We start from the raw sequence: 24,608 nt of genomic DNA on the forward strand, positions 1-24,608 counted from the left end.
GAGGTGATTTTATGGAAAAGCCGAAGCTACCAAAAATAATGAGAGATTTCCTTGTTTATTTAACGACGATTAAAGGGAAGTCTCACCGCACACGAAAAGAATACGAATATGATTTGACATTATTCTTCCGTTTTTACATAGCCATTCAGAATGATCAAGATAGTTCAGAATTAACGAAAATAGATATTTCTACTATTTCAATAGAAGATATTCGTGAAATGACACTAGAAGATCTTTATTTATTTATGGAATATTGCGAGGTGCAGCGTGGCAATTCTGCATCTGCGAGAGCACGTAAAGTAGCAACGTTAAAATCATTTTTTAAATACTTGAAAGGGAAACGTCGTCTTATTGAGGAAAATCCTGCAGATGAACTAGAGACCCCTAAAATAGGACGGAAAAGACCTATCTATATGAATATCGAGGAAGCGACACAATTTATCGATGGCATCCAGCCAAATCGCGCTTCACCGAGAAATTATTGTATGATGATGTTTTTCTTGAATTTAGGGATTCGTGTGACGGAGCTTTGTCAGTTAAATAGGTCGTCTATACAAGGACGCTACTTAACGGTTGTTGGTAAAGGGAATAAAGAACGGACCGTTTATTTGAACGATAGCTGTATACAGGCACTTGCAGACTATGAAAATAACGGAAAGACAACATATAAAGGTGAGGGAGACGAGCCCCTTTTCATCTCACAAAAGGGAACACGCTTTACCCGTCAAACCGTTGCAAAAATCGTTAAACAAATTAATCAGCAATCTGGACTCCAAAAAGAACGACTGACGCCACATAAGTTACGTCATACATCCGCAACAATGATGTATAAATCAGGGGCAGATATTCGAAGTCTCCAGCATATATTGGGCCATTCAAGTGTGGCAACAACGCAAATCTATACCCATATTGAAAATGAAGAGCTGCAACATGTACTCGAAAATAATCCATTTAATATTGTTCGGGCAAGATAATTTCCAAAATTTCAAAGGGAATTTACTTAATCTAAAGAATACTTTATATTGTATAGAACATATACAGAATAGGAATCAAAAATCGTTTGGTAAGGGGAGTAGCTTATGAATCAATTAATTAACGATCATCTATGTGAAACAAGAAATAACTTAGTTGAGGAGATTAAAGTATTAAGTAATACTCAGTTTAATGCTAAGCCTGATGCAAACAATTGGAGTATAGCGCAGATTTGCCATCACTTAATCTTAGTGGAGGAGTCTACAGTAAAGGTGATTGCATGGGGAATAAAACAAGTAGATAATAAGCAAACGGAACGAAAAAATTTTGACATTATCGTAGACAGAACAAAGAAATTTACAGCACCCAAAATTGTTGAACCAGCTGAAGACTTCTTTACAGTACAGCAAATCATTGAGTTGCTGGAGGATTCGAGAAAAAAATTAACAACTTACCTTGATACTATTGAAGACAAATCATTATTAGCAGAGAAATCCGTGAAGCATCCTGTTCTTGGAGAATTACCCCTCGATCAATGGGTGGAACAAATTTATTTTCATGAACAACGACATATTGGACAAATCAAAGAAATCAAAGCATTCATCAAAGTTGAACACTAATGAACTTCCTGGAGACATAGTACAAAGAATGAAAAAAAAGAAAAGACCGACATTATGTTAAAGAAATTATCATAGACATTAAAAATTCAATCGCATTAGAAATAATCTGGAACATTTTAATATTTATCCCTAAAATGATCTTCCGATTATTGAAAAATTTATGAAGAGTCTAATTTCTCGCAAACAGCATAAAGAGGTCGAGAAATAGACACACAGTAAGAAGGAAAGGACAATGAGCCTCTCCTTCTTTTTTTGCGCTTTGTGGTATGATTATCATTATTTACTATTTTTAGTTAGGAGAAGTAATGAGAAATTATAAGTTAACTATTATATGCACTTCTATTATACTCTTATCGGGGTGTAATACATTTTCATCTAAAACAGAAGTAACCTCTAAAAATGCAGCGTCAGAGGCTGTAAAAAATGAGCCTGTTGTTTTGGAGAGCACTCATATAAGGAAGTAACTCGACCTTTACCTTTAGATTTATATCTACTGGATGCTTTTCGTCTTGTACACGGTAAGTTATGACATAAGCTCCTTTGGGAAATCCTTTAAATAACTTTTCAAAACTTTCGTTACCGTTTAAAATACCATTTGCAATTTTTGCTTCTTTATCTACATGTTGAATTTTGTAATAAAATTCTTTTGTTCCAGTATTTGTTATGGACACTTTAAATGGAAAATCTCCCTCATAAGTAAAATATGATTTACTTTCACCTATAGGAGACGATATCTCTTCATTAATCTCAATAGGATGAGAACTTCCTATTGATTCATCGCCTTTCTCCGTATTTTCAAACTCAATGAATACGAAGGGCTCTTATGGAACCTGCAATTATTAGATGTGTTGAAAAAGAGGTGAAGGAATATTCTTTAAAAATGCGGCAAAATCTAGGAATCGTCATTAGCCTCCTAAATAGTCTGCGCTTAGGTAAAGGTAGAATTGCTTTCCTGAAGTATTATGTTCTATTCGAAATTTTCTAGAGCCATTGTTTTGATCAATCTTTTTCAAAACAATGGTTTTTGTTATGTCGTGGAATTAAGTTTTCAAGGTTATTTTATTGTAAAGCTTGACTAAATAAATCATCTGTTATATATTAAATAGAAATAAAAACAACTGTTATAAAACAGTTTGTTCTAGGAGGAATTCTTATGACAAAGTATCGTGATGGCTATGAGTTTTATTGTGAGATGTGTGAGCGTTATGGTTTAGAGCCAATTTCATTCCGCTATTATGTGTTACAGTTATCACAGCAGCAACTTTCAGCTTATAATATGCAAGCAAAACAATTAGGCATTTAAAAGGTTTAAGATTAAAGGATGTGGTTATAACGGACGCCGACGTGAATATTTTATGAAAAGCCCAGCCATACTAATTAAAATGGACTGGGCTTTCGACTGTTTGAAAGAAATATCAGAAAATTCATTGACATAGCTGCCTAGCTGTTATATATTATTAAAAAATAATAAAACTGTTATATAACAACGAAAGGAGAATACCACCAATTTCTATTATTATGACAATCAATTATCACAAGAACAATTGGACTATTTTAACAAAGTTGCAAAAACGAAAGGAAGTTATTAGTATGACAGAATATCGAGAAGGTTATGATTTTTATCGACACGTATGCGAGAAACATGGTTTAGAGCCCATAAATTTTCACTATTATATGTTGAACTTATCTCAGGAGCAACTAGATGCCTACAATGAACGAGCCAAAACATTCGGAGGTCCAATAGAATATGAAGTCTCTTAGCTTTTAAAATACCTTACTGCCTAGTTCTGACAGTGAGGTATTTTTGCTTTATATCATAAATGAAGAAAGTATTCAAGTATTTATAAATAAAAGACAATTCATACATTCCAGAGATAAATAGGCTAAATATAACACATTAATAGTCTAAGGTAATTAAAGTATTCCAAATCAAGCGTTATAAGTAAGTTAAAAGACCTTGTTTCCGAGGATCTGTTCTATGAAAAATCATCAAATATAGACTTGAATGTTTTAATATTTGGGTTGAATTAACTGCTTTTCTAATACTATAATGTAATTACATAATAAAGGGCGATATCCCATAACTTTATACCTCACTTTTTTTAAAGCAAAAGTACCAAACCCTTCTAATGAACGGAGAATGTATATGATGAATATCACGCCTAGTAGTATTAATCAAGTTAACTATAGCTTGAAAGAATTACAAGATATTTTTTCAGCAATGAATAGTTCAATCATTGTAGCAATTACAGACCGAACTGGGAAAATTACGTTTGTTAATGATCATTTTTGCAAAATTTCTAAATATACTCGTGAAGAATTAGTAGGGCAAGATCACCGTTTACTGAATTCAGGTTACCATCCAAGGTCTTTCTTTAGAGAGATGTGGAAAACGATAGGTAAGGGTGACATGTGGAATGGCGAGGTGTGTAATCGCGCGAAGGATGGTAGTCTTTACTGGGTGAAGACGACGATTATTCCTTTTCTTGATGACAATGGTAAACCGTATCAATATATTGCTATACGAGTTGATATTACCGCACAAAAAGATATAAAAAAGATTACCCATATTGCTTATCACGATGAATTAACAGGGCTACCAAATCGTCGTAAGTTAGAGCAACGTTTAGAAAACGAATTCCATCAATCTCGACGTACAGGTGAGAAGTTTGCGTTATTTTTCATTGATGTCAATCGTTTCAAAAACATTAATGATGGTCTTGGCCATATCATCGGGGATATGTTCTTAGTGGAAATGGCGCATCGTCTACGCAACGTTGATTACACATCGAATTCTATCTACCGCCACAATAGTGATGAATTTGTGATTATATTAAACGATGTTGACCGTGTTGAGGAGAAGGCTGAGGAAATAATCGGCGTCTTTAATGAGAGTTTTATTGTGAATACGTATGAATTTTACGCAAGTATTAGCATTGGAATCAGTATATTCCCAGATCATGCAAACTCTGCGGAGGAATTATTGAAAAATGCAGATATCGCTATGTATGCTGCGAAATCTTCACGTGGTAATCAATATCGCTTATATCGTCCAAATATGGAGGAAGTCAATGATAAATGGCTATTACTTGAAACAAAATTACATCAAGCGTTAAAAAAAGATATTTTAGAATTACATTATCAACCAAAAATTGATTTAAAAACGAATACAGTGATTGGCATGGAGGCATTACTTCGCTGGCATGATCCTGTACTTGGTTATATACCACCGGATCACTTTATTCCATTTGCTGAGGAATGTGGGCTTATTAATGATATAGGGGTATGGGTGTTAAGAAAAGCATCTGCCCAGGCACGCGCTTGGAACGAGGTACATAATTTAAACTTACGTGTTGCCGTAAACATTTCTCCGATTCATATTAGTACGACAGGCTTTGTCGAAATGGTACGCGACATTATTACAGAAACAAAAATTGATCCGCACTCATTAGAAATAGAAATTACAGAGATGAGTATGTTGGATTATACGGAAGACTTGATCGATACTATTAACCAATTAAGAGCACTTGGTATTACGATTTCCTTAGATGATTTCGGAACGGGTTACTCGTCGCTCAATTACTTAAAAACATTCCCCGTAGATGTTTTAAAAATAGATCGCGCATTCGTCCGTGATATTGTGCCCGAAAAATCAGGCATTGCCATGATTTCAGCCATGATCTCTCTAGCGCATGCCCTCAATCTTCAAGTAGTAGCTGAAGGCGTCGAGGAAGAAGCAGAATTACAAGTGCTGCGCGAGCATGGCTGCGAGTACGTACAGGGCTATTACTTCAGTAAGCCACTATCGGTAGATGACTTTACGCGGCTGATAGTAGATAGTAATATGTAGACAATATAGAGGATCTTGACCTTAATTTAGGCCAAGATCCTCTAAGTGTTTATGGGGTTATTTTAGTACGAAATGCGATTTTACAACGAATAAAGAAAGAACAAAGGAGTAGCGAATTTCGCTCTTTTTTTAAGGGATTATTTAAAAGAATTTAGATACTTTTTTTAACTCAAGTTCCAAAAATAATTCCTCTTTTTTCTTAAAGAAATCTTTTTTATTCATCGGTCCATATAGTTGATTTGTTTTAACATCTATAATCCAGTATTCACTTTTTTTATCTTCAGATACATGTAACTCATCTGTTGTACAAGCTATAATATATTTCTTATCATAATTAAATTCTTCTATAGTTGGTTTTAAAACAAAATTCGATGCTTCTGTACTAGTTAGATTATAGGAATGAGCACTGGTTCTATTCAATAAATATGTATCATTTATTTCCACCTCACCATCCGTAGAAGCATGTGTTCCTAAATTGTGTACTACAGTGTCCCATAACACATAAAAACCAACGATAAACCCAATTATTACAACTATAAAAAGAGCCATTTTATACTTCTGTACCATTTAACTTAAACCTCTTTCTGTAACTAATAACGGTTTAATAATAGCAAAAAAAGGAAGATTATTCATTAGGAATAGAAATATTAATACATTGGCTAGTTAGAAGCATCTGGTCTATAAGAAACAAAGTCAATTTTCTGATATTTCCCGAAAAATAATTGTTAATATTTGAAATTATTTAACTGTTTTGCTAAAGTTATATAAAATATTAATTGATGATGTGGTTAAGTAAGATAGAATTGTGAAACAGAGAATATAGCAACTGTTGAGAGCTATATCACCGCTTCTTATCTGAAACCTACCACGGAGATGTTATGCAAACATAACCGAGTCGTTTTTCGTTACAAAACGTTAGAGGGTTTTAAGAAGATGTTCTTAAAACTAAATTCAAGGTGGTACCACGTTTATTCAGCACAAAGACGTCCTTATTGTAGGGACAGCTTTGTGCTTTTTTATTTTTATTCAACGGGTGGCAAACACCTTATAGAAATGGAGGAAAGAACATGACAACACAACAAAATGATTTTTCAAAATGGTACATTGAGACAATCCAAAAGGCAGACTTAATGGATTATACACCGGTTCGCGGCTGTATCGCATTTAAACCAGACGGCTATGAAATTTGGGAACATATTCAAGAGGAAATGGACCGTCGTTTTAAAGAGACAGGTCATCGAAACGCTTATTTCCCTATGTTAATCCCTGAATCCTTCTTCCAAAAAGAAAAAGATCATATCGAAGGTTTCTCACCAGAACTTCCTTGGGTAACAGAGGCAGCGGGCGAAAAATTAGAAGAACGTTTAGCACTTCGTCCAACCTCAGAAACGATGATTGGCCATCTCTATTCTAATTGGATTAAAAGTTATCGTGATTTGCCGGTCTTGATTAATCAATGGGCAAATGTTTTTCGTTGGGAGAAGAAAACACTTCCGTTCATTCGAACATCTGAATTTTTGTGGCAGGAGGGCCATACAGCACATATTGATGAAGAAGATGCACGTAAAGAAACAATGCAAATGTTAACGATCTATAAAGAGGTAGTTGAGGATTTACTTGCAATCCCTGTCTATGATGGACAAAAAACACCTTCCGAACGTTTTGCAGGCGCAGTAGATACATTTTCTATCGAAGCAATGATGAAAAATGGAAAGGCCGTACAAGCTGGTACCTCTCACTATTTAGGGACAAAGTTCGCTGAAGCCTTTGATATTAAGTATTTAAACAAAGCCAATCAGCATGAACATGTACACACAACATCTTGGGGGACTTCCACACGCTTAATCGGTTCTGTCATTATGGTTCACGGTGATGAGCAGGGTCTAATTTTACCGCCACGAATTGCACCAACCCAAGTTGTCTTAATCCCTGTAGGTCCATGGAAAAAGAACCCTGAAATTATGGAGAAATTAGATGACATCTTCGCAGTCCTTAAGAAGAAGGGAATTCGAGTTCGTCTAGATGATTCGGACCAATCACCAGGCTACAAATTTAATGAATGGGAATTAAAAGGTGTGCCAATTCGTATTGAATTAGGACCTCGCGATTTAGAGAAAAACCAGGCATTGTTAAAAGCACGAGATGAAGATGACAAGCAATCCATTGACCTGAACGACATTGTTGCAGCAATTGAAGTGGAACTAACAACAATGCAAACTCGATTATTCGATAAAGCACGTAAATTCCGTGATGAAAACGCTCATACAAATTTCGATACGTTGAAGGATTTACAGCAGCATATTAACATTTCCAAGGAAAAAGGATCTATTCCTGGCTGGATTCTTGCTGGATGGTGTGGAGATGATGCCTGCGAGGAAAAAGTGAAAGAAGAGACAAAATATACTTCTCGTAACATTCCATTTAACCCACCAACTACGAAAACTACTTGTATTTGCTGTGGAAATGAAGCGAAACATACAGTTTGGTTTGCTCAGGCATACTAAAAAGAGAAGTGTATAAAGTTGTCAAACTATGCTTTCATACGCAAGTATTCAGCTTTTGTAATATCTCCATATTTCCAATCCATATACAGATTATCTGTGACGGTTGTCATTTTTTCTAACTCTTGGTTTAGTCTTGTATAATTGTTCTAATTGTTTCGATTTCGTCTGAACGACAGGCTGTTTATTAATTTCCTTGATGATAGTGGTCATATCATCGATAAGTGCTATTTGCGCTTGAATGGCTCGTAATACAACTTCTGTGATGTCCTCTATACTCATACTGTGTCGTGTGCATTTCCCTATATGTTTGACTACATGAGTAGAACAAACGTAGTAGGTATATACCTTCAATCCTATTTTTGTTTGTTTACGACTCGTTTTCCCCTGCATTTCTAGCTGAAAATGCAGGGTTTTTATCTTGATTCAGCAATATTTTTTTCTGTGTTTTCAAAAAAATACTAGTATGCTAGAATAAAAACAGAACATACATTCTTTTTTGTGGAGGGTGAAAACAATGAGTTATGATTTAATGGTCTTTGATAAAGAGCAAGCTCCAAACAATAAAGAAACATTTTTGCAATGGTATGATGAACAAACAAAATGGACTGAACCACATAATTACGCAACAATAACAGTTACAACACCAGCATTACAAAAATGGTATCAGGATATGGTGGAACAATTCCCTAATATGAATCTGGCGGATGAGGAATTATTGGATGAAGATGAAGATGACGAGTTAGAGAGTCGTTTGACTGAATATAGTATTGGTTATGTCATGATTTACACAGCTTTTGCCTGGTCTGTAGCGGATGAAGCATATCATACGATGAAGGAGCTTGCAAAAAAGCATGGAGTCGGTTTTTTTGATGTGAGTGGTGAGGGGGAGATTTTCTAAATCATTAAATCGTATGTCGAGAGGTGGATAAGAAATGACAGAAAATCTTATTGCGCAATGGCAAGAGCAAAGAAAGTCGTTTGACGCAAAGAATGCCAAAGCAATTAACGCCATGCATAAGCTAAGGGAGCAAGTTCAAAAAGCGGAGCCAACAGAGGTAAATTTGCGCATGCTCGTCGAAATTTTCTGCATGTTGCAAATGTATGACGAGGCATACAAAATTTTTACATCCGTCATGGATTTACGCAATAAAAAAGATCAGAGAAAATACGGCGCGATTAAATATTGGATTGATAATCCACAAAATGTAAAGTCATTATTGCCACGTGTCGTTCAGGAGGAAGCGGAAATGAAAACACCATTTCCAACATTTAAATATATGCCGAATCCAATACAAGCGAATATTTTCAAAACGGGTGAATTAGTTGTTTGCGGCTGCTGTGAGCAAGAAGTGGACATTTATTGTACAAAAGGCATTTATGCGATTGAAGAGGTTGAATATCTTTGTCCAAACTGTATTCATAGTGGGCTAGCTGCGCAAAAATTTGATGGTCAATTTCAACAGGATTTATTAAATTCCGAGCTTGTGAAGAATGATGACTATACAGATGAAGTGTTGCATCACACACCCGGATATATTAGTTGGCAAGGAAATGATTGGGTAGCCCATTGCACGGATTATTGCGCATTTATTGGCTATGTTGGCTGGCAAGAGCTAGTGGAGATGGGCATTACGGAGGAGTTTGAACATTTTAATGGTCATACCAAAGAAGAGCTAGCCGCTACTTTGCGTAATAATGGCTCGCATCAAGGTTATCTATTTCAATGCTTAGAATGTCAGCAATACATTCTGTATTCCGACTTTGATTAAATCTAGGTTACATTAGTGAAATATAGGGAAGTTGACCATGGCTCTGGAGAAAATGTAGCAGAGCTAGCTACTACACTAGTTAGTGCGGAGAAATGACTAAGAAATAATAGATGAATTCCATGGAGAAAATTTGTTTCATTTTAGCGAAATACGCTTGTTTTATAGATTGGAAGGAGACATTTTCAAGCATCTGGATAATCCTTGTTAATTGGCTGTTCAGGACGGACTAGTGTAATTGCTCTATCTATAAGAATGGTGAGTAAAAGTACAATGATTTCTTTTTGGTACAAGTTTATTTCGAGTAAGTACGCTAGTAATTGGAGGTACAAGGCTTGTCAATTCCTTTTCATTGGTATATGTTGTGTCGTAATTTCATTCAATACCAAAATAAGAGGAGGGCAAGTTTTTTTGCTCAAACACTTAGACTTCTATGATGGTTTATATATTTTTTGACAGTACGAGTGGATAAAGAGTGGTGTATAGATGAAACAGAAAATCAAATTAGCCGTACATGAAGCCTATACAGCTATGTACGAGACTCTAGAGGGCGAACAGATATATGCAGTTGTACTAGTGACAGACGGTGATTGTGGTAGCCTCTATTTAACAATGGGAACGGAAAAATCACTTCTTCAAATCGGAGAAAGTTATGAGGACAACCCAGAAAATTATCGCTTTTTGAAAGATGAATTTTTGCATGAAGATGATACGGACTTGTTACAAAAAGTGAGCCGTGAGCTGTTAGATAGAGCATTAAATGCTGGTGAGCAATTTGCAGCACATAAAGTGGAAATTCATGAAGCAATGAGTGATACAATGTATGAATTTAAACAAGAGGGCGTTCTTGATAAAAGTATTTTTGCATTTATTTCGGTAACGGATGATGATGACGAGGAAAGGTTGGAAATAACATCAGCCAAACGCTGTAATCCGAACCACCCATCACTCCCTGCCTTTTTGCATAACTGGCAGCAATAATTCAACAAGATCGCCCAAAGCCATTTTGGGACTCCCCTTTTGCGACGAATAACCGCAGGAACAATGGTTTTAGTAAATATTTAATAGATAAGCTAGGGCTGTTAGAAAAGGTATTACTTTTTTAAATGGGTGACAATACTGTGTTACGAAGCTTAGATTGTTTGTGCTTCTTACTTTAACGCTACACAATTTGGCGTAAGGTACTCAATCATTAGAAGATATTCAATGTGCACGATAATGAACTTGAAACGGTCGCAAGAGATAGTAATGCTGAAACGGTTATGGATATATTGCAAGTATAATTTAGTTGGATAAAAGACGCATTAAGAGAGCATGAATGGTAATAGAGAAAGGAGCTACGAATATGGATAAATTACGCACAGCATTACATGATTTTGAGCTTGAAGAAGCTGCTGAGCAAATTTTACAATTCGCTAAAAATTCTATTCGCGCTATAGCGACACCAACTGCGGATGAAGAAATTCGAATGGGTCATTCTAAAATAGGGGGAGCACCTGATACACCGACAGATTTTGTGTGGCCACAAACAAAGGATGGGCAACCGCTCTATTTTCTTTGCCAGTTAAATTTAGCGGAGGTAAAGCCTTTTGATTCGAATCATTTACTGCCTACAGAGGGGCTATTATCCTTTTTCTATGATGCAGTGGAACAACCATGGGGTTATGATCCAAATGATGAAGATGGCTTTCATGTTTTCTACTTTACGCAAGCGAATTTTCAGCGAACGGAACAACCTACAACTTTAAAGGAGTCTATTAATAGCGCGGTGCTATCCTTTAAAAACGAATGGACATTGCCGTCATGGGAATCGCCTGATGGTCAAAAACTAACAGTTCTTTTAACAGAAGAACAGGCAGATACTTACGATGACTTCTTATGGAGAGATGAATCAGAACGTACGGCACATCGCATTGATGGATATCCTAATACGATTCAAGGGGATATGTACTTACAATGCGAGTTAGTGACGAACGGTTTGTATTGTGGCGATTCCACAGGCTACGAGCATCCTTTGCGCAAGGAGCTAGAACCTAACGTAAAAGATTGGCAACTGCTATTACAGCTTGATTCTGAAGATGATCTCGGCTATATGTGGGGCGACAGTGGTAGACTATATTTCTGGATTCGCGAGCAAGATTGTAAAAATAAAGCCTTTGATAAAGTATGGGCCATTTTGCAATGTTATTGAAACTACTAGAATTGTAGAAATGGAAGAGGATAGAGTGTTATTTATGGTGTCGAAAGTGCATGTTTGGCTAGGCATTAGTCATGTAGATGATGAAATTGCAGATCCATATGACCATCAATATAAAATATGTAAATTTTGCCGATAATAGGAGGCGATCGGATGAAAGTAAAACAATTTACAGAAAACGAAGCGTTATGGCTACAGCTTGAACAAGAGCTACTAGCAAAGCAACATAAACTTGACGAAGGGAGCTATCCTGCTAGTATTATTACGCCTTCTTTTTCACTAGATGCCTTCGCATTAACGGAGGTGCTTTGCCACTATCAACAACTTACATTATTAGATGATTTTCGCCAAGAGCTTGGCTTTGAAACACAGCGCTACTGCCTTTCTCGCTTCACACAAAAACAACAATCTTTGAGCTATTTGCCATTACTACGCTACTACGCTATCACTATAAGAAAATACGGTGCAAACTTTGAATCGTTAACGGTTGAGGAATTATTGCGAACGATTAAGGGATTAGATGTGGAAACGTATAACAATCTACTCACAATTGGTTCTGGCGATTTGCCAATTAATAAGCAACGAGCTGAATCTGATCTTATTTTTTGCTCTGCAAATGATGTGCTGGCTACCATCTTGATTCATATTAAAGAAGAAACAGAGGAAGCGTATCGTGAAGCCATACTCTATTTAAATGCTTTATTGGAGGAGGATTTCCCGAAAAGCTACAGCATTTTCTATGAAGGGGAAAGTGATTTAGTGCGGCCAATTGAGCGTTTACCTGTCACAACTTCCCATCATTTTTTTGCAAAGGTATTGAGCTATCCAAGCCTACATGCCGCGTTAGTGGAATATAGCTACAAAGCGATGGCTGAGTATCATTTTTACGAGGATGTTGCGGATGAGGAAGCGGCAATGCCAAGCACGTTTGCCGTTTTTGGCCTTGGTTTATACAATAAAAGTTATAGCAAGCTCATTATCGACTATATGGAAATATGCGATGCTGATCATTCACCACCGACTGAATATTTTGCGAAAGCCTATGTGGAAAGGTGGGGGTTAACACCTGAAACATTGCCAATCTTTGCTTACATTGTCGCAACTGTGCCAACTGTTCCATACGAACCTTTCTTTGAACAGGCGATGAATACGGATGAAAATTTACAATAGCTTGAAAAATATATGACAACGCCCTTTATCGAGCTTTGTCCCGTGATTTCACCTGAACAAAATGAACGTATGGAAGAATACAAAGATCTAGATGTAGGATCATTACTGTATACATGTTTTGCGATTGTCCATTTGAATGACTTCACCAACCCGAAATTTATGCGGATTTTATCGCCATATCGCGAACGTTTTGAGGAAATATTGAAGGAGCTCGTGTCATGACAATAGAAGAAAAAATCATACACCGAACGAAAGAAATACTCGTTGATTTAGTTCATCAACGTTACAAGTAATTGACAGAAAAGAATATCCTTAATGATGGAACGGTTGGCATTTGTAAAAGAAGTCATAGCGATCCAAGGGGGCACTATCTTTGCCGTCTAGTGATGAATGGATGGATATTGAAATGTACGAATACAAGGATGATAGTCGTGGTTTTGGTGCAAAAATTAGGTACTAGTTTGATAATTAAGAAATCACGATTGTCCTTTTTGTGACGCGAAATCAACTACTGATAAAACATATTTACGGAATTCTATTTCAAAACAATCAAATGGGGGGAAATGAAATTTGTCACAGTGTATAGAACAGTTTTTGGCGGATGTATGGCAACAGTTAGAGCGATTTTATCAGCAGGAAAACGACCGAATTAGTAATACGAAGGACTGGAGCCGACTCCATATAGGGGTGAATCATTATGTAAAGGTGAAATGGACATCAGAAAAATTGAATAAATTACAATGGGGAACCCCTCATTATGGAACGATTTCTATTTATACATACGAGCCATTTAGTTGGCATGATGATGCTTATAAGGTAGCGGCGGGCGATTACATGCAAGAGATCACGGACATCAACCAAATAGAAGAATTATTTTCCGCTTTATGTGCCAAAATGGATACGGTTTTCCAATCCGATGAATATCATGCGAAGCTTTTTGATTATCGCCTTCAACTTATTTTGGAATTTGAGCATGATGGACGTGAGATATGCTATCAAAAAGAGCTACTAAATAACGACAAATTTACATTAGCGAAACAAACGTTAGCTACTTTTATTGACACAAAAGTGATGGCTGATTTACCTGTATGTCCTACTAAGAAAGATGGATTTTTCTTTGCTCGTTGCCTAGTCAATCCTCATTTTTTCCATCAGCGCGTAGCTGATATCGAACCAATAATGCAACGGTTATTGGAGAAGTATAGCGGGAATGAAGAACGCTTAAACCAGTGGATATATGATTATACATCGGCATTTAAAGATTGGGCAGAGGAGTATATTTTATCGGTTTATTTTGAGGAGACAGGAGAATATGAAACGAAATGGATACTAAACTCAGAGGCAAGACCTAAGCAGAAGGAGCTAGAGTTCTTTGTTTATATTGCCTTACAAATCGGATCTAAAGAACCTGATACACGTAAGCAATATTTTGAATTGGCGCAGCAACTTGGCTCACAAGAGGCGGAGGATTATTTACAAAATGGCAGTGATCATTTTGAACATAGAAGGAAAAGTGCGCGCTTTCAAGGAGCAGCCAATGATATTCGAAAATTCATTTCAATTCACATCATTGTTGAGGAAGAAGAAGCCTATCGTGAAGCGTTACATTACATCATCGATTTGTTACAAGCGGGCTTTGTCAAAGGCTATAGCTTACAGTTAGAGAGTCAGGAAGAAAACTATTTACCGATTCAAGGCCTTGCGAAAACTGAGCTGCATCATTTTTTTGCAAATTGCCTTACGTATCCAAACCTGTTCTCATTGATTGCCGACTATGCAAAAGTGGCAATGGAGGAATATGCATGGTACGAGGACGTGGAGCCTAGCGAGCTATCCGCTATGCCTGGAACATATGCTGTATTTGGTTTAGGGCTTTTTAGCGATGCTTATTTTTCCCTTGTGCAAAGCTATATGTCACTTGTTGATTCAGAGCACCAGCTTGTACAAAATAACTATGCAGAAGCTTTTCTTAACATGCACGATCTATCAGTGGAACGGATGCCTGTACTGATTGACATTTTACTTAGCGCAAATGAGGGGGAGCTCGAGCAGTTAAAAGGAATTCACGTTGATGAACTGGAATTGCTAGCTGAATTGATACATCAACTGGAGAACAAAGAAGATTACCAACGTAGCTATGTGTTATATCAAATTTTTGGTAGTATGGAGGATCTAGCACAGCGCATTGAAAAAGAATCAGCGCCAATCCAAGAAATGCTAGAAAAATTACTAGGTTGGATGGAAGATTACTAATTGCTTAGCTTTCCTTAGTTCTTTAAAAGGCAGGACTTCTCTGTAAAGTAGGAAGTGCAATGTTGAGGAGATGCTAGCTAATATGCATTTTTAGAGCTTTTCAGACATCTCCTTTGGAATTTTAGACTAGCTTAAATCAGAACGTTTGTTCTATAATAGACTTAACTTGAATCGAGGAGCTCGTTTTATGACATTTATGTCCCCCAAAAAATTCGAGAAATATCATTCAATTATTGAACCAACTATTCAACCTGTTATACACATTGACACGATTGAACTTTGAAAGCAAGTTCGAGGGCAACCACTATTTCCGAGGGGCATCTTTTATATGAAAATATTTCAAACGCTTATGCGGAGTTTAAGATGAAAGAAATCAATTATTTAAAGGGTATGTATCAAGATAGTTATTATCCTAAATTTTTAGTAGATAAAATTAAAGGTATATTAGAGCAAATTGTCCGCTATTTAGAGCAAGGTCCCCATTCATTAGAAGATATACAAGTAAAATTTGATGAAATTACACGTGCGATTAATGATTTAGAAGCAGAGTTCTTAGAACATGACAGTGAAATTGAAACGATTGCACGAGATAGTATTGCATTAACTGTTATTGATATATTGGATGTATACAACGTGAAGCTTGATATTGAAGACGCATTAAGAGAACGTGAATGGTAGTGAGTTATGTTTAAAATAACTGTTACGATGCTGGCCAATACTCTATATTATAAAGGCTTTCAAAGATGGTTTTTTTATTAATTAGAAACTCAAGATAAAGGGGAATGGCCTATGCAAGATATGCGACCAACGTCACGCTGGCGCAATGCTAAAAGAAAAGAAGAGGAAGAATTTACTGCTGGATTGGTTGAGAAAGATGACTGTATTTACGCAGAATTGTTTCCAGATAGTTTTATTCATCAGACGGAAATGGTGCTAGAGCAGTATGCAGCATCCATTGCGAAACTGCCAAATCATCCAGATAGCTATCCTGCAATTATGAAATCTATTGAAACGGCGGTGCTTGCCCTAAATGAGATTAATGAGGTAGGTGGAAGCGGATTGATTGAAACTGTAGAGCGAGGGGAGCTTTGCGACTATTTTGACCAAGTGCTGATTCATTGTGGACTTGATATTGATGACCTTACTAAAAGTCAGAATCTTGGACGTTATGAGTTAACAGATGATTGGCGTGAGTGGTAATTAGAGGGAGGTGTTCGTTTCGCTTGAATTGACGAGTGCGGTATGGAGAAATCTGACAGGACCATATGGCTCTTGAGAGAATGTGCCAGCGTTATTACAGCGATTGAAACAAGCATACAACCAAGAAACAGTTGATGCGCTTTTTGAAGACTATTTGTTTCATCAAAATACCATTTATACAGTTACCTATGCGGCTGTTCCTTATTTGATGCAGATAGCTTGTTCAACGAACTATCCCGAAGTGCAACATCATTAATAGTTTTAAATTAAACAAAAAGGAGTAGCATTCGCTACTCCTTTTCTCTTTATTCTACTTAGTCAGATTCCTCAATTTTCAACGCTCGTTCGTTATACTTCCCAAATTTTTCTCGCAACGTGCTTTCATATTATGCCAACAAGTAAACGAAAAAAGAGTTGATTAATCTCTAACCACAATACTTACATTCACTTAAACCCTCTTAGACTCCCTCTTTTATATTTCCGCATCTATTACTATTCTTTTAATTTGATTTTTTCCTCTGCAATATCATCTGGTATAGATATTCTTTTCAGTGGTAAGGTACCTGCAAGTTGATACATTTTTTCTTCATTCCCAGACCACCATCTTGTTTTAATCGCACCAGGAGATAAACAATTTACTCTAATATTAGGTGCTAATGAGATAGCGAATGATCTAGTCATTGTGTGAATGGCTGATTTTGTTGCTGCATAGGGGATAGATGAGCCTATTTAAGTCATTCCCGCTACGCTACCCATATTTACAATCACACCTGAATGTTGCTTCTTCATATAAGGAACAACTGCTTTTACACAATGAGACATTCCTTTCATATTTACGCTGATAAAGGAATCCTATACGGTGGGGGGAATTGCGTCTTTTTTATTATAAAATAATTGTTCATCCAAAAATAAAGTTCACAAATTGATCCACATAAACTCCTGTATATCTCTAGATAAACTCCGCAGTATCTCCATATAAACTACAGGTTACCCATATATATTATAGCTATCAAGGAGGTAATAAAAATGAATTTTATCAAACGAGCATTTTTAAGTGTTAAAGCAAGGAAGGGAAAATCGCTAATATTATTCACTGTATTTCTAGTAGTTTCCAATTTAGTATTAGCGGGTTTCGCAATTCAAAATGTCTCACAAAAGGCGAATGATCACGCTAGACAAACATTAGGTGTAGACGTAAGTCTTAGAATCGATGAAGAGAAGCTTATGGAAAATGTGGCGAAACAGCGAGAAGAGAATCCGAATGGAAAAATAAAGCATCCGGAACTTTTGGTAGAAGAAGCAGACCAATTAGCTAAATCACCTTATGTAATAGACTACAACTATCTTAAAAGTGAAATGCTTGTAGCAGATGATTTTGCACCTATTAATAGTGAAAAAGATGATGAAGGAGTAGTTGGAACAGTAGGTGGTAGTAACTCTGGAAATATGAAAATGCCTAATACATTTATCCAAGGTGTAAGAAGTTCTGATTTAATGCAAGATTTTACAGATGGAACGAATGAAATTATTGACGGTCGTCCAGTTACATCAGAGGATGCGAATAAGAAAGTAGCTCTGATTGAAAAACGGTTAGCTGAACAAAACGAGCTTCAAGTTGGTGATAAGTTAAAGATTAAATCAACTGATGAAACATCGGATGTTGAGTTAGAAATAATAGGGATATACAAAAACTCTGGAATAACTGACTTTGAGGAAAATTTACCAGCTATGATGCACCCATCTAACAAAGTATACACTACTTATGACGCGACGAAAGAAATGGATGAAGAAAATGATAAAAAGGATGTATCTATTAACGAAGCAATTTACTACTTAAATGATCCAGAAAATATTGAGGATTTTAAAGCAGACGCAAAGAAAACAAATATTGATTTCGATCTATTTAAGTTAGATGCGCATGATGCTTTATATCAAAAAATGGTAGGACCTATCGAGAATATTGCCGCTACTTCCAAAATGATTGTCTATTTAGTATCCATTGCAGGATCCATTATATTAGGTCTTATTATTATGTTGACCATAAAAGAGCGACGTAAGGAATTAGGTATTCTATTGGCTATCGGTGAAAAAAAGAGGAAATTAATAGGACAATTGTTAGTAGAAGTATTATGTATAGCTGTTCTAGCATTTGGCATTTCTATCATTACAGGTAAATCAGTGTCTCAAAAAATGGGAGACAGTTTATTACAGCAAGAAGTTATTGCTGCTGAAGATCAACAACAAGAATCAAATACTTTAGGATTCTCGTTTGGAAGTATGAATAAACAAGATAAGGATGTGGAACCTATCGACAATATTGATGTAAGTATATCATCACAAGATGTGCTGAATTTAGGCGGCCTAGGGCTATTAATTGCGATTTTATCAACGCTTTTACCAGCATTATCAATTCTTCGCTTAAATCCAAAAGAAATTCTATTAAAAGATGAGTAGGAGGAGTCATATGGACATCATATTACAATTTAAAAATTTAAATTACTATTATCAAAGTAATAATGGGAAGAATACTTTATTAGAGAATGTCAACTTTACCTTTGAAACAGGGTGTTTCTATAGTATTTTAGGTCCTTCAGGTTCAGGAAAAACTACGGCACTTAGTCTGGCAAGTGGATTAGACAATCCTAAAGAAGGACATGTGCTCTACAAAGGAAAAGATATACGGAAAATTGGTTTAGATAAATATAGAAATAAATATGTTTCGATAATTTTTCAATCTTATAATCTTATTACGTATATGACGGCTCTTCAAAATGTCGTCACGGCAATGGAAATTACAGGAGTTAAAATAAATGATAAAAAGAGAAGAGCTCTTGAGTTATTAGAAATGGTTGGCTTGTCGGAAATCGAAGCAAAAAGAAAAGTTTTACAGCTAAGTGGCGGTCAACAACAGCGTGTAGCCATAGCTCGTGCATTATCTTGTGAAGTAGATTTATTAATTGCGGATGAACCGACTGGTAATCTAGATGAGAAAACTTCAGATGAAATTGTCGAATTGTTCAAAGAACTTGCTCATAAAGAAAATAAATGTATCATCGTTGTTACGCATTCTCAGGAAGTCGCTAAGCAGTCTGATAGGGTAGTTTATCTTGAACAACGAAATTTGGTTTGTAAAAATTTGAAGAAGAAACGGGAATAAAATTTTATCGAAACTCTTTTATAAAAATGTAAAATTGGAGTGAAAAAGATGTGGACGAAAATAGCAGCATCCATTGGCTTAGTATCTATCGGAATAGCAATTGGTTTATTTGCGAATTTGATTAATTTAGGTGGAAACCTGGATCAAAGTGAAACCAATATGGACCAAGATAATAATACGTATTCAGAAGAAAAGATTCCCGATCAGCAGCAGCGGGAATCTCCAAATCCAAGAGGAGAAATGACGCCAGAGCAGTGGGAGGAATTCACATCAAATCCAGGTGAACGGACACCAGAACAGTGGGATCCTTACTCATCTAATTCAGAAGAAGATATGATACAAGGTTCTACATCTCCTAATTGAAATTCTTTCATGCATTAAATAAATTTTATGATACTATAGCTCGACAGATTTACAACCAGGCGTAAATAATCGGTTATGAATAGCATATGTTCCCCCTAGGATAAACAGGCGAAAATTAAAACATGTTTATCTTAGGGGGAACTTTGTATCTTTATCAATATTTTATGTAAAAATCTATCAGTAGACATTTGTAAAATCGAAAATATAACAAATAAAGCTTTAAACGGGGTACCGTCAGGAAAATGCAGATTTACAACGTTAAGGAATTTTCAATACTAAAAAGCCCAACTTCACCGTTAATTAATAGAGAAATTGGGCTTTTTCATTACTCCATAAGCATTTTTAAGTTATATTCAAAAACCATGCTTTGACATTGTCTAAAGCATGGTAATTATTTAAACTAATATAAATCTGCTAAGTTGCTTTTTTTAGCTCATCTATTTATTGAATCCATTAACTGGAAGAAGTATTCAGGTTTATGAGTCTTATTTAGGTTATACCATGAATGTAATGCATCTGGTGTAAATACATCTATTTTTTTCAGTACCTCCATTGCAAATTCCAGAGGAGCTATTCCTGATGCAGTAACTAAATTCGCATCAGATACCGCAGATCCCAACTCATAGAACTTTTCTCCTTTATAGTTAGGACATACCATTTTAGTATATTCTAAGTTATTACTTGTATGCTTTCTAGTATCTAAGTATCCCATATTCGCGAGGGCATCAGTTGCACCACAAATTGCAGCAACAATAGTGCCAATCTTTAAAGCTTGGCCAATTCTTTCCAAGATAGGTTGATGAATTTCTTCACTCCAAGTAGTCCCTCCTGGTAAAATTAAAAGATCTTTACTCTCAAGAGTACATTCATCAAGGGAAATATCTGGTTTTATGCTCAGTCCTCCCATAGTAGTAATCATTTCTTTATTAGCTCCTACTGTAATTACTTTTAAAGGTGCTAAATCTTTTTTGAAATATCTTCCTGAGTTTAGTTCAGCAATTAAATATCCATATTCCCAGTCCGACATTGTATTAAATACATATAGAAAAACTTTTTTTGTTTGCATCCAATAACACTCCAATCACAATTGATATAGCAATTATAATATAACTTCCCTGACAGTTAACGTCAGGGAAGTTATCATACTTGATGAAATTTTATTAATTCCGACAGAACTTCAATAAGTCTTTTCTTAAGACTTATTGGCTCAATAACTTTAATAGATTTATTGTACGGTAAAAGTAAATAAGGTACATATGTATGTATCATATCTTTTTCAAGAAGAAAAACTGCTTGATTTGAAGTCCGTTCTTGTAAATAATGTCCTAAAAACCAATGTTGGCAAATATCAGCCAATACACTTTTATCCCCATTAATAACCAAAGAAATAATCCCTTCCTTATCTTCTATAGTTGGAAGAAGATTTTTTATAAAAAAGTCACGTGCTGAAAAATTTTCTGGTCGGTTAAACTTATTTTCGGTTAGCATTAGACTTTCAATTCGATCTACTCTAAAACTACGGATATCATTCCTAAGATGACAAAATCCAATCACATACCACTTATTATTCCAATAGATAATTCTGTACGGATCGACCAATCTATAATTTAATTGCTTTTCGCCACTTTTATGGTAAAGAATTTTTACTGAGTACCCGTCAGCTACGGCCTGCTCCAACTCCTTCAAAAAAGGTTCCATAGAGGGTGAACTTAATCGACTTATTACTTCAAGACTAGTTAAATGTTGGTTTATTTTTGTTTCCTGCTCTTGATTTGAATATTTACTTAGCTTTGAAATAGCCCTATTTAGTGCTTCACCACCATAATATCCAGCTTCTTCTGCAAAAACAGCAGCATGATAAAGTGAAGTTTGCTCCTCAAAATCAAAAAATAGAGGAGCCTCAATAAAATTGTTCAATAAAGTGTATCCACCGTTATGTCCTGGTTCTGAAATTATAGGTACGCCACTTGTTGAAATTGTATCAATATAACGATACACAGTCCTTATATTCATCTCTAACTTTTCTGAAATTTGTTTTGCAGTAATTTTTTCACCTGAACGAAGCATCCATAGAATTGCTAACATGTTGTCAATTTTAGGCATATAATTCCACCTCTATATGAATTTTATTTTCTATTATACATTTCCGATTTTTGGTATAACTCATCAACTGTTCCTTTCCGATAGCTTTCTATATAATGAGGCCCTAGACACATTTGTAATTTCACAAATTTGATTTACAGTCATATCTCCCTCTTTATAAAGCTTTACTGCATAATTCATTCCTGCATGATTTTTATGGTACTTCTTTAACCGACCTTTAAACTTTCCTTCTTTCTTAGCCAGTTCAATCCCTTCACGCTGCCGCATACGGATAAGATCACGTTCTAATTGGTTTACACCCGCCATAACCGTAATTAAGAATTGGCTGTAGGGATTATCTTCTGATAAATCTAGCCATGTATCTTTTAAGGATTTTAAATTTGCCTTTTTACTCCGTATGTTATCGATTAATTCAAATAAATCTTGTGTACTACGAGTAATCCGAGTTAAGTCCGTAACATAAATGATGTCACCTTCTTGTATATCCTCTAACATTTTTTGAAGTTGCTCACGATCTTTTGTTGCTCCGGAAACTTTTTCTTCAAAAATAATATCCATTCCGATTTCGTTCAGTTGCTGAAATTGCCTTGAAGGATTCTGGCTAGTTGAACTGACACGTATATAACCGATTTTTCGCAAAATATCACCTCATTTTTGAGACAAGTCTAATGAGACGCTCTTAACTATGATTTTATCAGTCTCCTACACTTGTATCAATAGAGTACATTCTGGCTGTTTTAACAGAACTAAGGGAACATGTTCGTGCTGGTGATGTATCCATTGTGGGCAGTAGACAATATAGAGATTTTGAGGAATATTTGTTTTCGGAAGATACATGGAATCAAACGAAAGAGAATACGAGGTTATCAGTGAGTGAAGACTATTTGTCAGAGAGAACCAGCAGCCTTAGCGAAAGACTAAAGTGGTTGTCTGCCAATTTTAATAAATTAGATGGGGTTTCTCTTAAAAAAGGAAAACTGTCAATTTCACGCTTAGAAAAGAATGCTCCAGAAGAAGCAAAGAAATTTAGTGCAAGTCTTTATCAAATGCTACCAAGAATAAAATTAACTGATTTACTTATGGATGTTGCATATATAACCGGATTTCATGAGCAATTCACTCATGCTTCCAATAATCGAAAACCAGATAAAGAAGAAACAATTATTATCATGGCTGCAATTTTAGGAATGGGAATGAATATTGGATTGAGTAAGATAGGTGAAGCCACACCAGGACTTACATATAAGCAACTAGTCAATGTGTCTCAATGGCGCATGTATGAAGACGCAATGAATAAAGCCCAAGCCGTATTAGTAAATTTTCATCACAAATTACAATTGTCTTCCTATTGGGGAGACGGTACAACTTCTTCGTCAGACGGAATGAGAATGCAGCTAGGTGTTTCATCACTACATGCAGATGCAAACCCACATTACGGAACTGGAAAAGGAGCCACCATCTATCGATTTACGAGTGATCAATTCTCTTCTTACTACACAAAAATTATTCATACTAATTCAAGGGATGCAATTCATGTTTTGGATGGTTTATTACACCATGAGACAGATCTAAACATTGAGGAACATTATACAGACACAGCTGGTTACACAGACCAAATTTTCGGATTAACTCATTTATTAGGATTTAAATTTGCTCCAAGGATAAGAGATCTATCGGACTCAAAATTATTTACAATAGATAAAGCAAGTGAGTATCCAAAACTAGAAGCTATTTTACGTGGACAAATAAATACAAAGGTCATTGAAGAAAATTATGAAGATGTTTTGCGGTTAGCCCATTCAATAAGAGAAGGAACAGTCTCAGCATTCCTTATTATGGAGAAATTAGGTTCTTATTCAAGACAAAACAGCTTAGCTGGCAAGAGCTATTTTCTTTGGAAAACAAGGGGAGAGCTTAGGGGAACGAACCATACAGCATCAATTGCAAAGAGCCAGTGCTTTAAACATAATGAAATGCCATCAGTATTTGGAATACCTTACATCTAACAAAAGCAGTTGAATATCAAAAAGGTCAGATAGTTTTAATGAAGAATTATTGCACCATATGTCGCCTCTAGGTTGGGAACATATTAATTTACTTGGAGAATACAATTTTAATCCAGAAAAAATAATCTCGTTAGATTCTTTAAGACCATTGAAATTTTCTTAACGTTGTTAAAAATGGGCTTAGCGTTGTAAATCCGCATTTTCCTGACGGTACCCCTAAACGACAAAATAAGAATCCATCTTTTTCTAAATGGATTCTTATTATTATCATATTAAAAAATACTTTTAAGATATTTTAATCATGATCATATTAACAAGTGACTTCGTACACTTAAAGAAGATCTCTTCTGCTCCTAAAGCTTTAAGCGATACGTATGTCAAACACGAACACATTAATAACATAAATACGACCAAAAATAACCATGGGCGTAGATTGATTTTATTCAT

Annotated in this window: 26 protein-coding genes, 2 pseudogenes and 1 other annotated feature; of the genes and pseudogenes, 21 read left to right on the plus strand and 7 right to left on the minus strand. The window is 35.7% G+C overall.

What is annotated here, in order from left to right; all coding sequences use genetic code 11:
* Positions 1–11 precede the first annotated feature (11 nt).
* Positions 12–974, plus strand: coding sequence for a tyrosine recombinase XerC (locus ACFCYJ_RS02125; RefSeq protein WP_376070066.1), 963 nt, complete (start codon positions 12–14; stop codon positions 972–974).
* 105 nt (positions 975–1,079) lie between these two features.
* Positions 1,080–1,592, plus strand: coding sequence for a DinB family protein (locus ACFCYJ_RS02130; protein ID WP_376070069.1), 513 nt, complete (start codon positions 1,080–1,082; stop codon positions 1,590–1,592).
* A 407-nt stretch (positions 1,593–1,999) separates the two neighbouring features.
* Here the strand turns inward: ACFCYJ_RS02130 and ACFCYJ_RS02135 are convergent, their stop codons facing one another.
* Positions 2,000–2,263, minus strand: coding sequence for a hypothetical protein (locus tag ACFCYJ_RS02135; protein ID WP_376070072.1), 264 nt, complete (start codon positions 2,261–2,263; stop codon positions 2,000–2,002).
* 482 nt (positions 2,264–2,745) lie between these two features.
* Between ACFCYJ_RS02135 and ACFCYJ_RS02140 the strand changes: the two genes are divergently transcribed.
* From ACFCYJ_RS02140 to ACFCYJ_RS02150, 3 genes are all read left to right on the plus strand, one after another.
* Entirely contained in the window at positions 2,746–2,895 is a 150-nt protein-coding gene (locus ACFCYJ_RS02140) for a hypothetical protein (RefSeq protein WP_036126419.1), read from the plus strand.
* A gap of 287 nt (positions 2,896–3,182) precedes the next feature.
* Entirely contained in the window at positions 3,183–3,353 is a 171-nt protein-coding gene (locus ACFCYJ_RS02145; RefSeq protein WP_376070075.1) for a transcriptional regulator, read from the plus strand.
* Between the two features lie 385 nt (positions 3,354–3,738).
* On the plus strand, positions 3,739–5,442 hold the full coding sequence (locus tag ACFCYJ_RS02150; RefSeq protein WP_376070078.1) for a putative bifunctional diguanylate cyclase/phosphodiesterase: 1,704 nt from the start codon (positions 3,739–3,741) through the stop codon (positions 5,440–5,442).
* A gap of 141 nt (positions 5,443–5,583) precedes the next feature.
* Here the strand turns inward: ACFCYJ_RS02150 and ACFCYJ_RS02155 are convergent, their stop codons facing one another.
* Positions 5,584–6,009, minus strand: a complete 426-nt coding sequence (locus tag ACFCYJ_RS02155) for a DUF3997 domain-containing protein (protein WP_376070081.1) — start codon at positions 6,007–6,009, stop codon at positions 5,584–5,586.
* A gap of 203 nt (positions 6,010–6,212) precedes the next feature.
* Positions 6,213–6,436 (plus strand) — a binding site (T-box leader).
* Between the two features lie 73 nt (positions 6,437–6,509).
* Between ACFCYJ_RS02155 and proS the strand changes: the two genes are divergently transcribed.
* Positions 6,510–7,946 (plus strand): proline--tRNA ligase, encoded by a 1,437-nt coding sequence (gene proS / locus ACFCYJ_RS02160; RefSeq protein ID WP_376070084.1) that lies wholly within the window; start codon positions 6,510–6,512, stop codon positions 7,944–7,946.
* Positions 7,947–8,036: 90 nt separating this feature from the next.
* Here the strand turns inward: proS and ACFCYJ_RS02165 are convergent, their stop codons facing one another.
* Positions 8,037–8,336 (minus strand): recombinase zinc ribbon domain-containing protein, encoded by a 300-nt coding sequence (locus ACFCYJ_RS02165; RefSeq protein ID WP_376070087.1) that lies wholly within the window; start codon positions 8,334–8,336, stop codon positions 8,037–8,039.
* Between the two features lie 124 nt (positions 8,337–8,460).
* Between ACFCYJ_RS02165 and ACFCYJ_RS02170 the strand changes: the two genes are divergently transcribed.
* The 11 genes from ACFCYJ_RS02170 (at position 8,461) to ACFCYJ_RS02220 (ending at position 16,788) form a co-directional block, all read left to right on the plus strand.
* Positions 8,461–8,844, plus strand: a complete 384-nt coding sequence (locus ACFCYJ_RS02170) for a hypothetical protein (protein ID WP_376070090.1) — start codon at positions 8,461–8,463, stop codon at positions 8,842–8,844.
* 34 nt (positions 8,845–8,878) lie between these two features.
* Positions 8,879–9,715, plus strand: a complete 837-nt coding sequence (locus tag ACFCYJ_RS02175; protein WP_376070093.1) for a CbrC family protein — start codon at positions 8,879–8,881, stop codon at positions 9,713–9,715.
* A gap of 483 nt (positions 9,716–10,198) precedes the next feature.
* Positions 10,199–10,693, plus strand: coding sequence for a DUF4303 domain-containing protein (locus ACFCYJ_RS02180; protein WP_376070096.1), 495 nt, complete (start codon positions 10,199–10,201; stop codon positions 10,691–10,693).
* Between the two features lie 364 nt (positions 10,694–11,057).
* Entirely contained in the window at positions 11,058–11,903 is an 846-nt protein-coding gene (locus ACFCYJ_RS02185) for a YwqG family protein (RefSeq protein WP_376070098.1), read from the plus strand.
* Between the two features lie 19 nt (positions 11,904–11,922).
* Positions 11,923–12,048 (plus strand): hypothetical protein, encoded by a 126-nt coding sequence (locus ACFCYJ_RS02190; RefSeq protein WP_376070101.1) that lies wholly within the window; start codon positions 11,923–11,925, stop codon positions 12,046–12,048.
* A gap of 14 nt (positions 12,049–12,062) precedes the next feature.
* Positions 12,063–13,079, plus strand: a complete 1,017-nt coding sequence (locus tag ACFCYJ_RS02195; protein WP_376070104.1) for a DUF6138 family protein — start codon at positions 12,063–12,065, stop codon at positions 13,077–13,079.
* Positions 13,080–13,091: 12 nt separating this feature from the next.
* Positions 13,092–13,301, plus strand: coding sequence for a hypothetical protein (locus ACFCYJ_RS02200; protein ID WP_376070107.1), 210 nt, complete (start codon positions 13,092–13,094; stop codon positions 13,299–13,301).
* Between the two features lie 348 nt (positions 13,302–13,649).
* On the plus strand, positions 13,650–15,332 hold the full coding sequence (locus tag ACFCYJ_RS02205) for a DUF6138 family protein (protein WP_376070110.1): 1,683 nt from the start codon (positions 13,650–13,652) through the stop codon (positions 15,330–15,332).
* A gap of 363 nt (positions 15,333–15,695) precedes the next feature.
* Complete coding sequence (locus ACFCYJ_RS02210) at positions 15,696–16,010, plus strand: DUF5713 family protein (RefSeq protein WP_376070113.1); 315 nt, start codon at positions 15,696–15,698, stop codon at positions 16,008–16,010.
* Between the two features lie 111 nt (positions 16,011–16,121).
* Entirely contained in the window at positions 16,122–16,532 is a 411-nt protein-coding gene (locus tag ACFCYJ_RS02215; RefSeq protein WP_376070115.1) for a hypothetical protein, read from the plus strand.
* An 82-nt stretch (positions 16,533–16,614) separates the two neighbouring features.
* A complete protein-coding gene (locus ACFCYJ_RS02220; protein WP_376070117.1) occupies positions 16,615–16,788 on the plus strand; it encodes a hypothetical protein in 174 nt (57 codons plus the stop codon).
* A gap of 260 nt (positions 16,789–17,048) precedes the next feature.
* On the opposite strand, the pseudogene ACFCYJ_RS02225 reads toward ACFCYJ_RS02220, so the two are convergent.
* Positions 17,049–17,384, minus strand: a pseudogene (locus ACFCYJ_RS02225) (SDR family NAD(P)-dependent oxidoreductase); the annotation flags it as partial.
* Between the two features lie 174 nt (positions 17,385–17,558).
* On the opposite strand from ACFCYJ_RS02225, the gene ACFCYJ_RS02230 reads away from it, so the two are divergent.
* The 3 genes from ACFCYJ_RS02230 to ACFCYJ_RS02240 are packed head-to-tail and all read left to right on the plus strand — an operon-like array spanning position 17,559 to position 20,052.
* Positions 17,559–18,986, plus strand: a complete 1,428-nt coding sequence (locus ACFCYJ_RS02230) for an ABC transporter permease (RefSeq protein ID WP_376070120.1) — start codon at positions 17,559–17,561, stop codon at positions 18,984–18,986.
* Between the two features lie 10 nt (positions 18,987–18,996).
* Positions 18,997–19,689, plus strand: coding sequence for an ABC transporter ATP-binding protein (locus tag ACFCYJ_RS02235; protein ID WP_376070123.1), 693 nt, complete (start codon positions 18,997–18,999; stop codon positions 19,687–19,689).
* 48 nt (positions 19,690–19,737) lie between these two features.
* A complete protein-coding gene (locus ACFCYJ_RS02240; RefSeq protein WP_376070126.1) occupies positions 19,738–20,052 on the plus strand; it encodes a hypothetical protein in 315 nt (104 codons plus the stop codon).
* A gap of 433 nt (positions 20,053–20,485) precedes the next feature.
* Here the strand turns inward: ACFCYJ_RS02240 and ACFCYJ_RS02245 are convergent, their stop codons facing one another.
* From ACFCYJ_RS02245 to ACFCYJ_RS02255, 3 genes are all read right to left on the minus strand, one after another.
* Complete coding sequence (locus ACFCYJ_RS02245) at positions 20,486–21,118, minus strand: type 1 glutamine amidotransferase family protein (RefSeq protein ID WP_376070129.1); 633 nt, start codon at positions 21,116–21,118, stop codon at positions 20,486–20,488.
* 74 nt (positions 21,119–21,192) lie between these two features.
* Positions 21,193–22,155 carry a helix-turn-helix transcriptional regulator gene (locus ACFCYJ_RS02250; RefSeq protein WP_376070131.1) on the minus strand — a complete coding sequence of 321 codons (963 nt, stop codon included), beginning with the start codon at positions 22,153–22,155 and terminating at the stop codon, positions 21,193–21,195.
* Positions 22,156–22,218: 63 nt separating this feature from the next.
* Entirely contained in the window at positions 22,219–22,794 is a 576-nt protein-coding gene (locus tag ACFCYJ_RS02255) for a recombinase family protein (protein ID WP_033728358.1), read from the minus strand.
* An 83-nt stretch (positions 22,795–22,877) separates the two neighbouring features.
* On the opposite strand from ACFCYJ_RS02255, the pseudogene ACFCYJ_RS02260 reads away from it, so the two are divergent.
* A pseudogene (locus tag ACFCYJ_RS02260) lies at positions 22,878–24,324 on the plus strand (Tn3 family transposase); the annotation flags it as partial.
* Between the last annotated feature and the right edge of the window lie 284 nt (positions 24,325–24,608).

It is taken from the genome of Lysinibacillus sp. NPDC056232 (genome assembly GCF_042267565.1).
GTDB lineage: Bacteria > Bacillota > Bacilli > Bacillales_A > Planococcaceae > Lysinibacillus.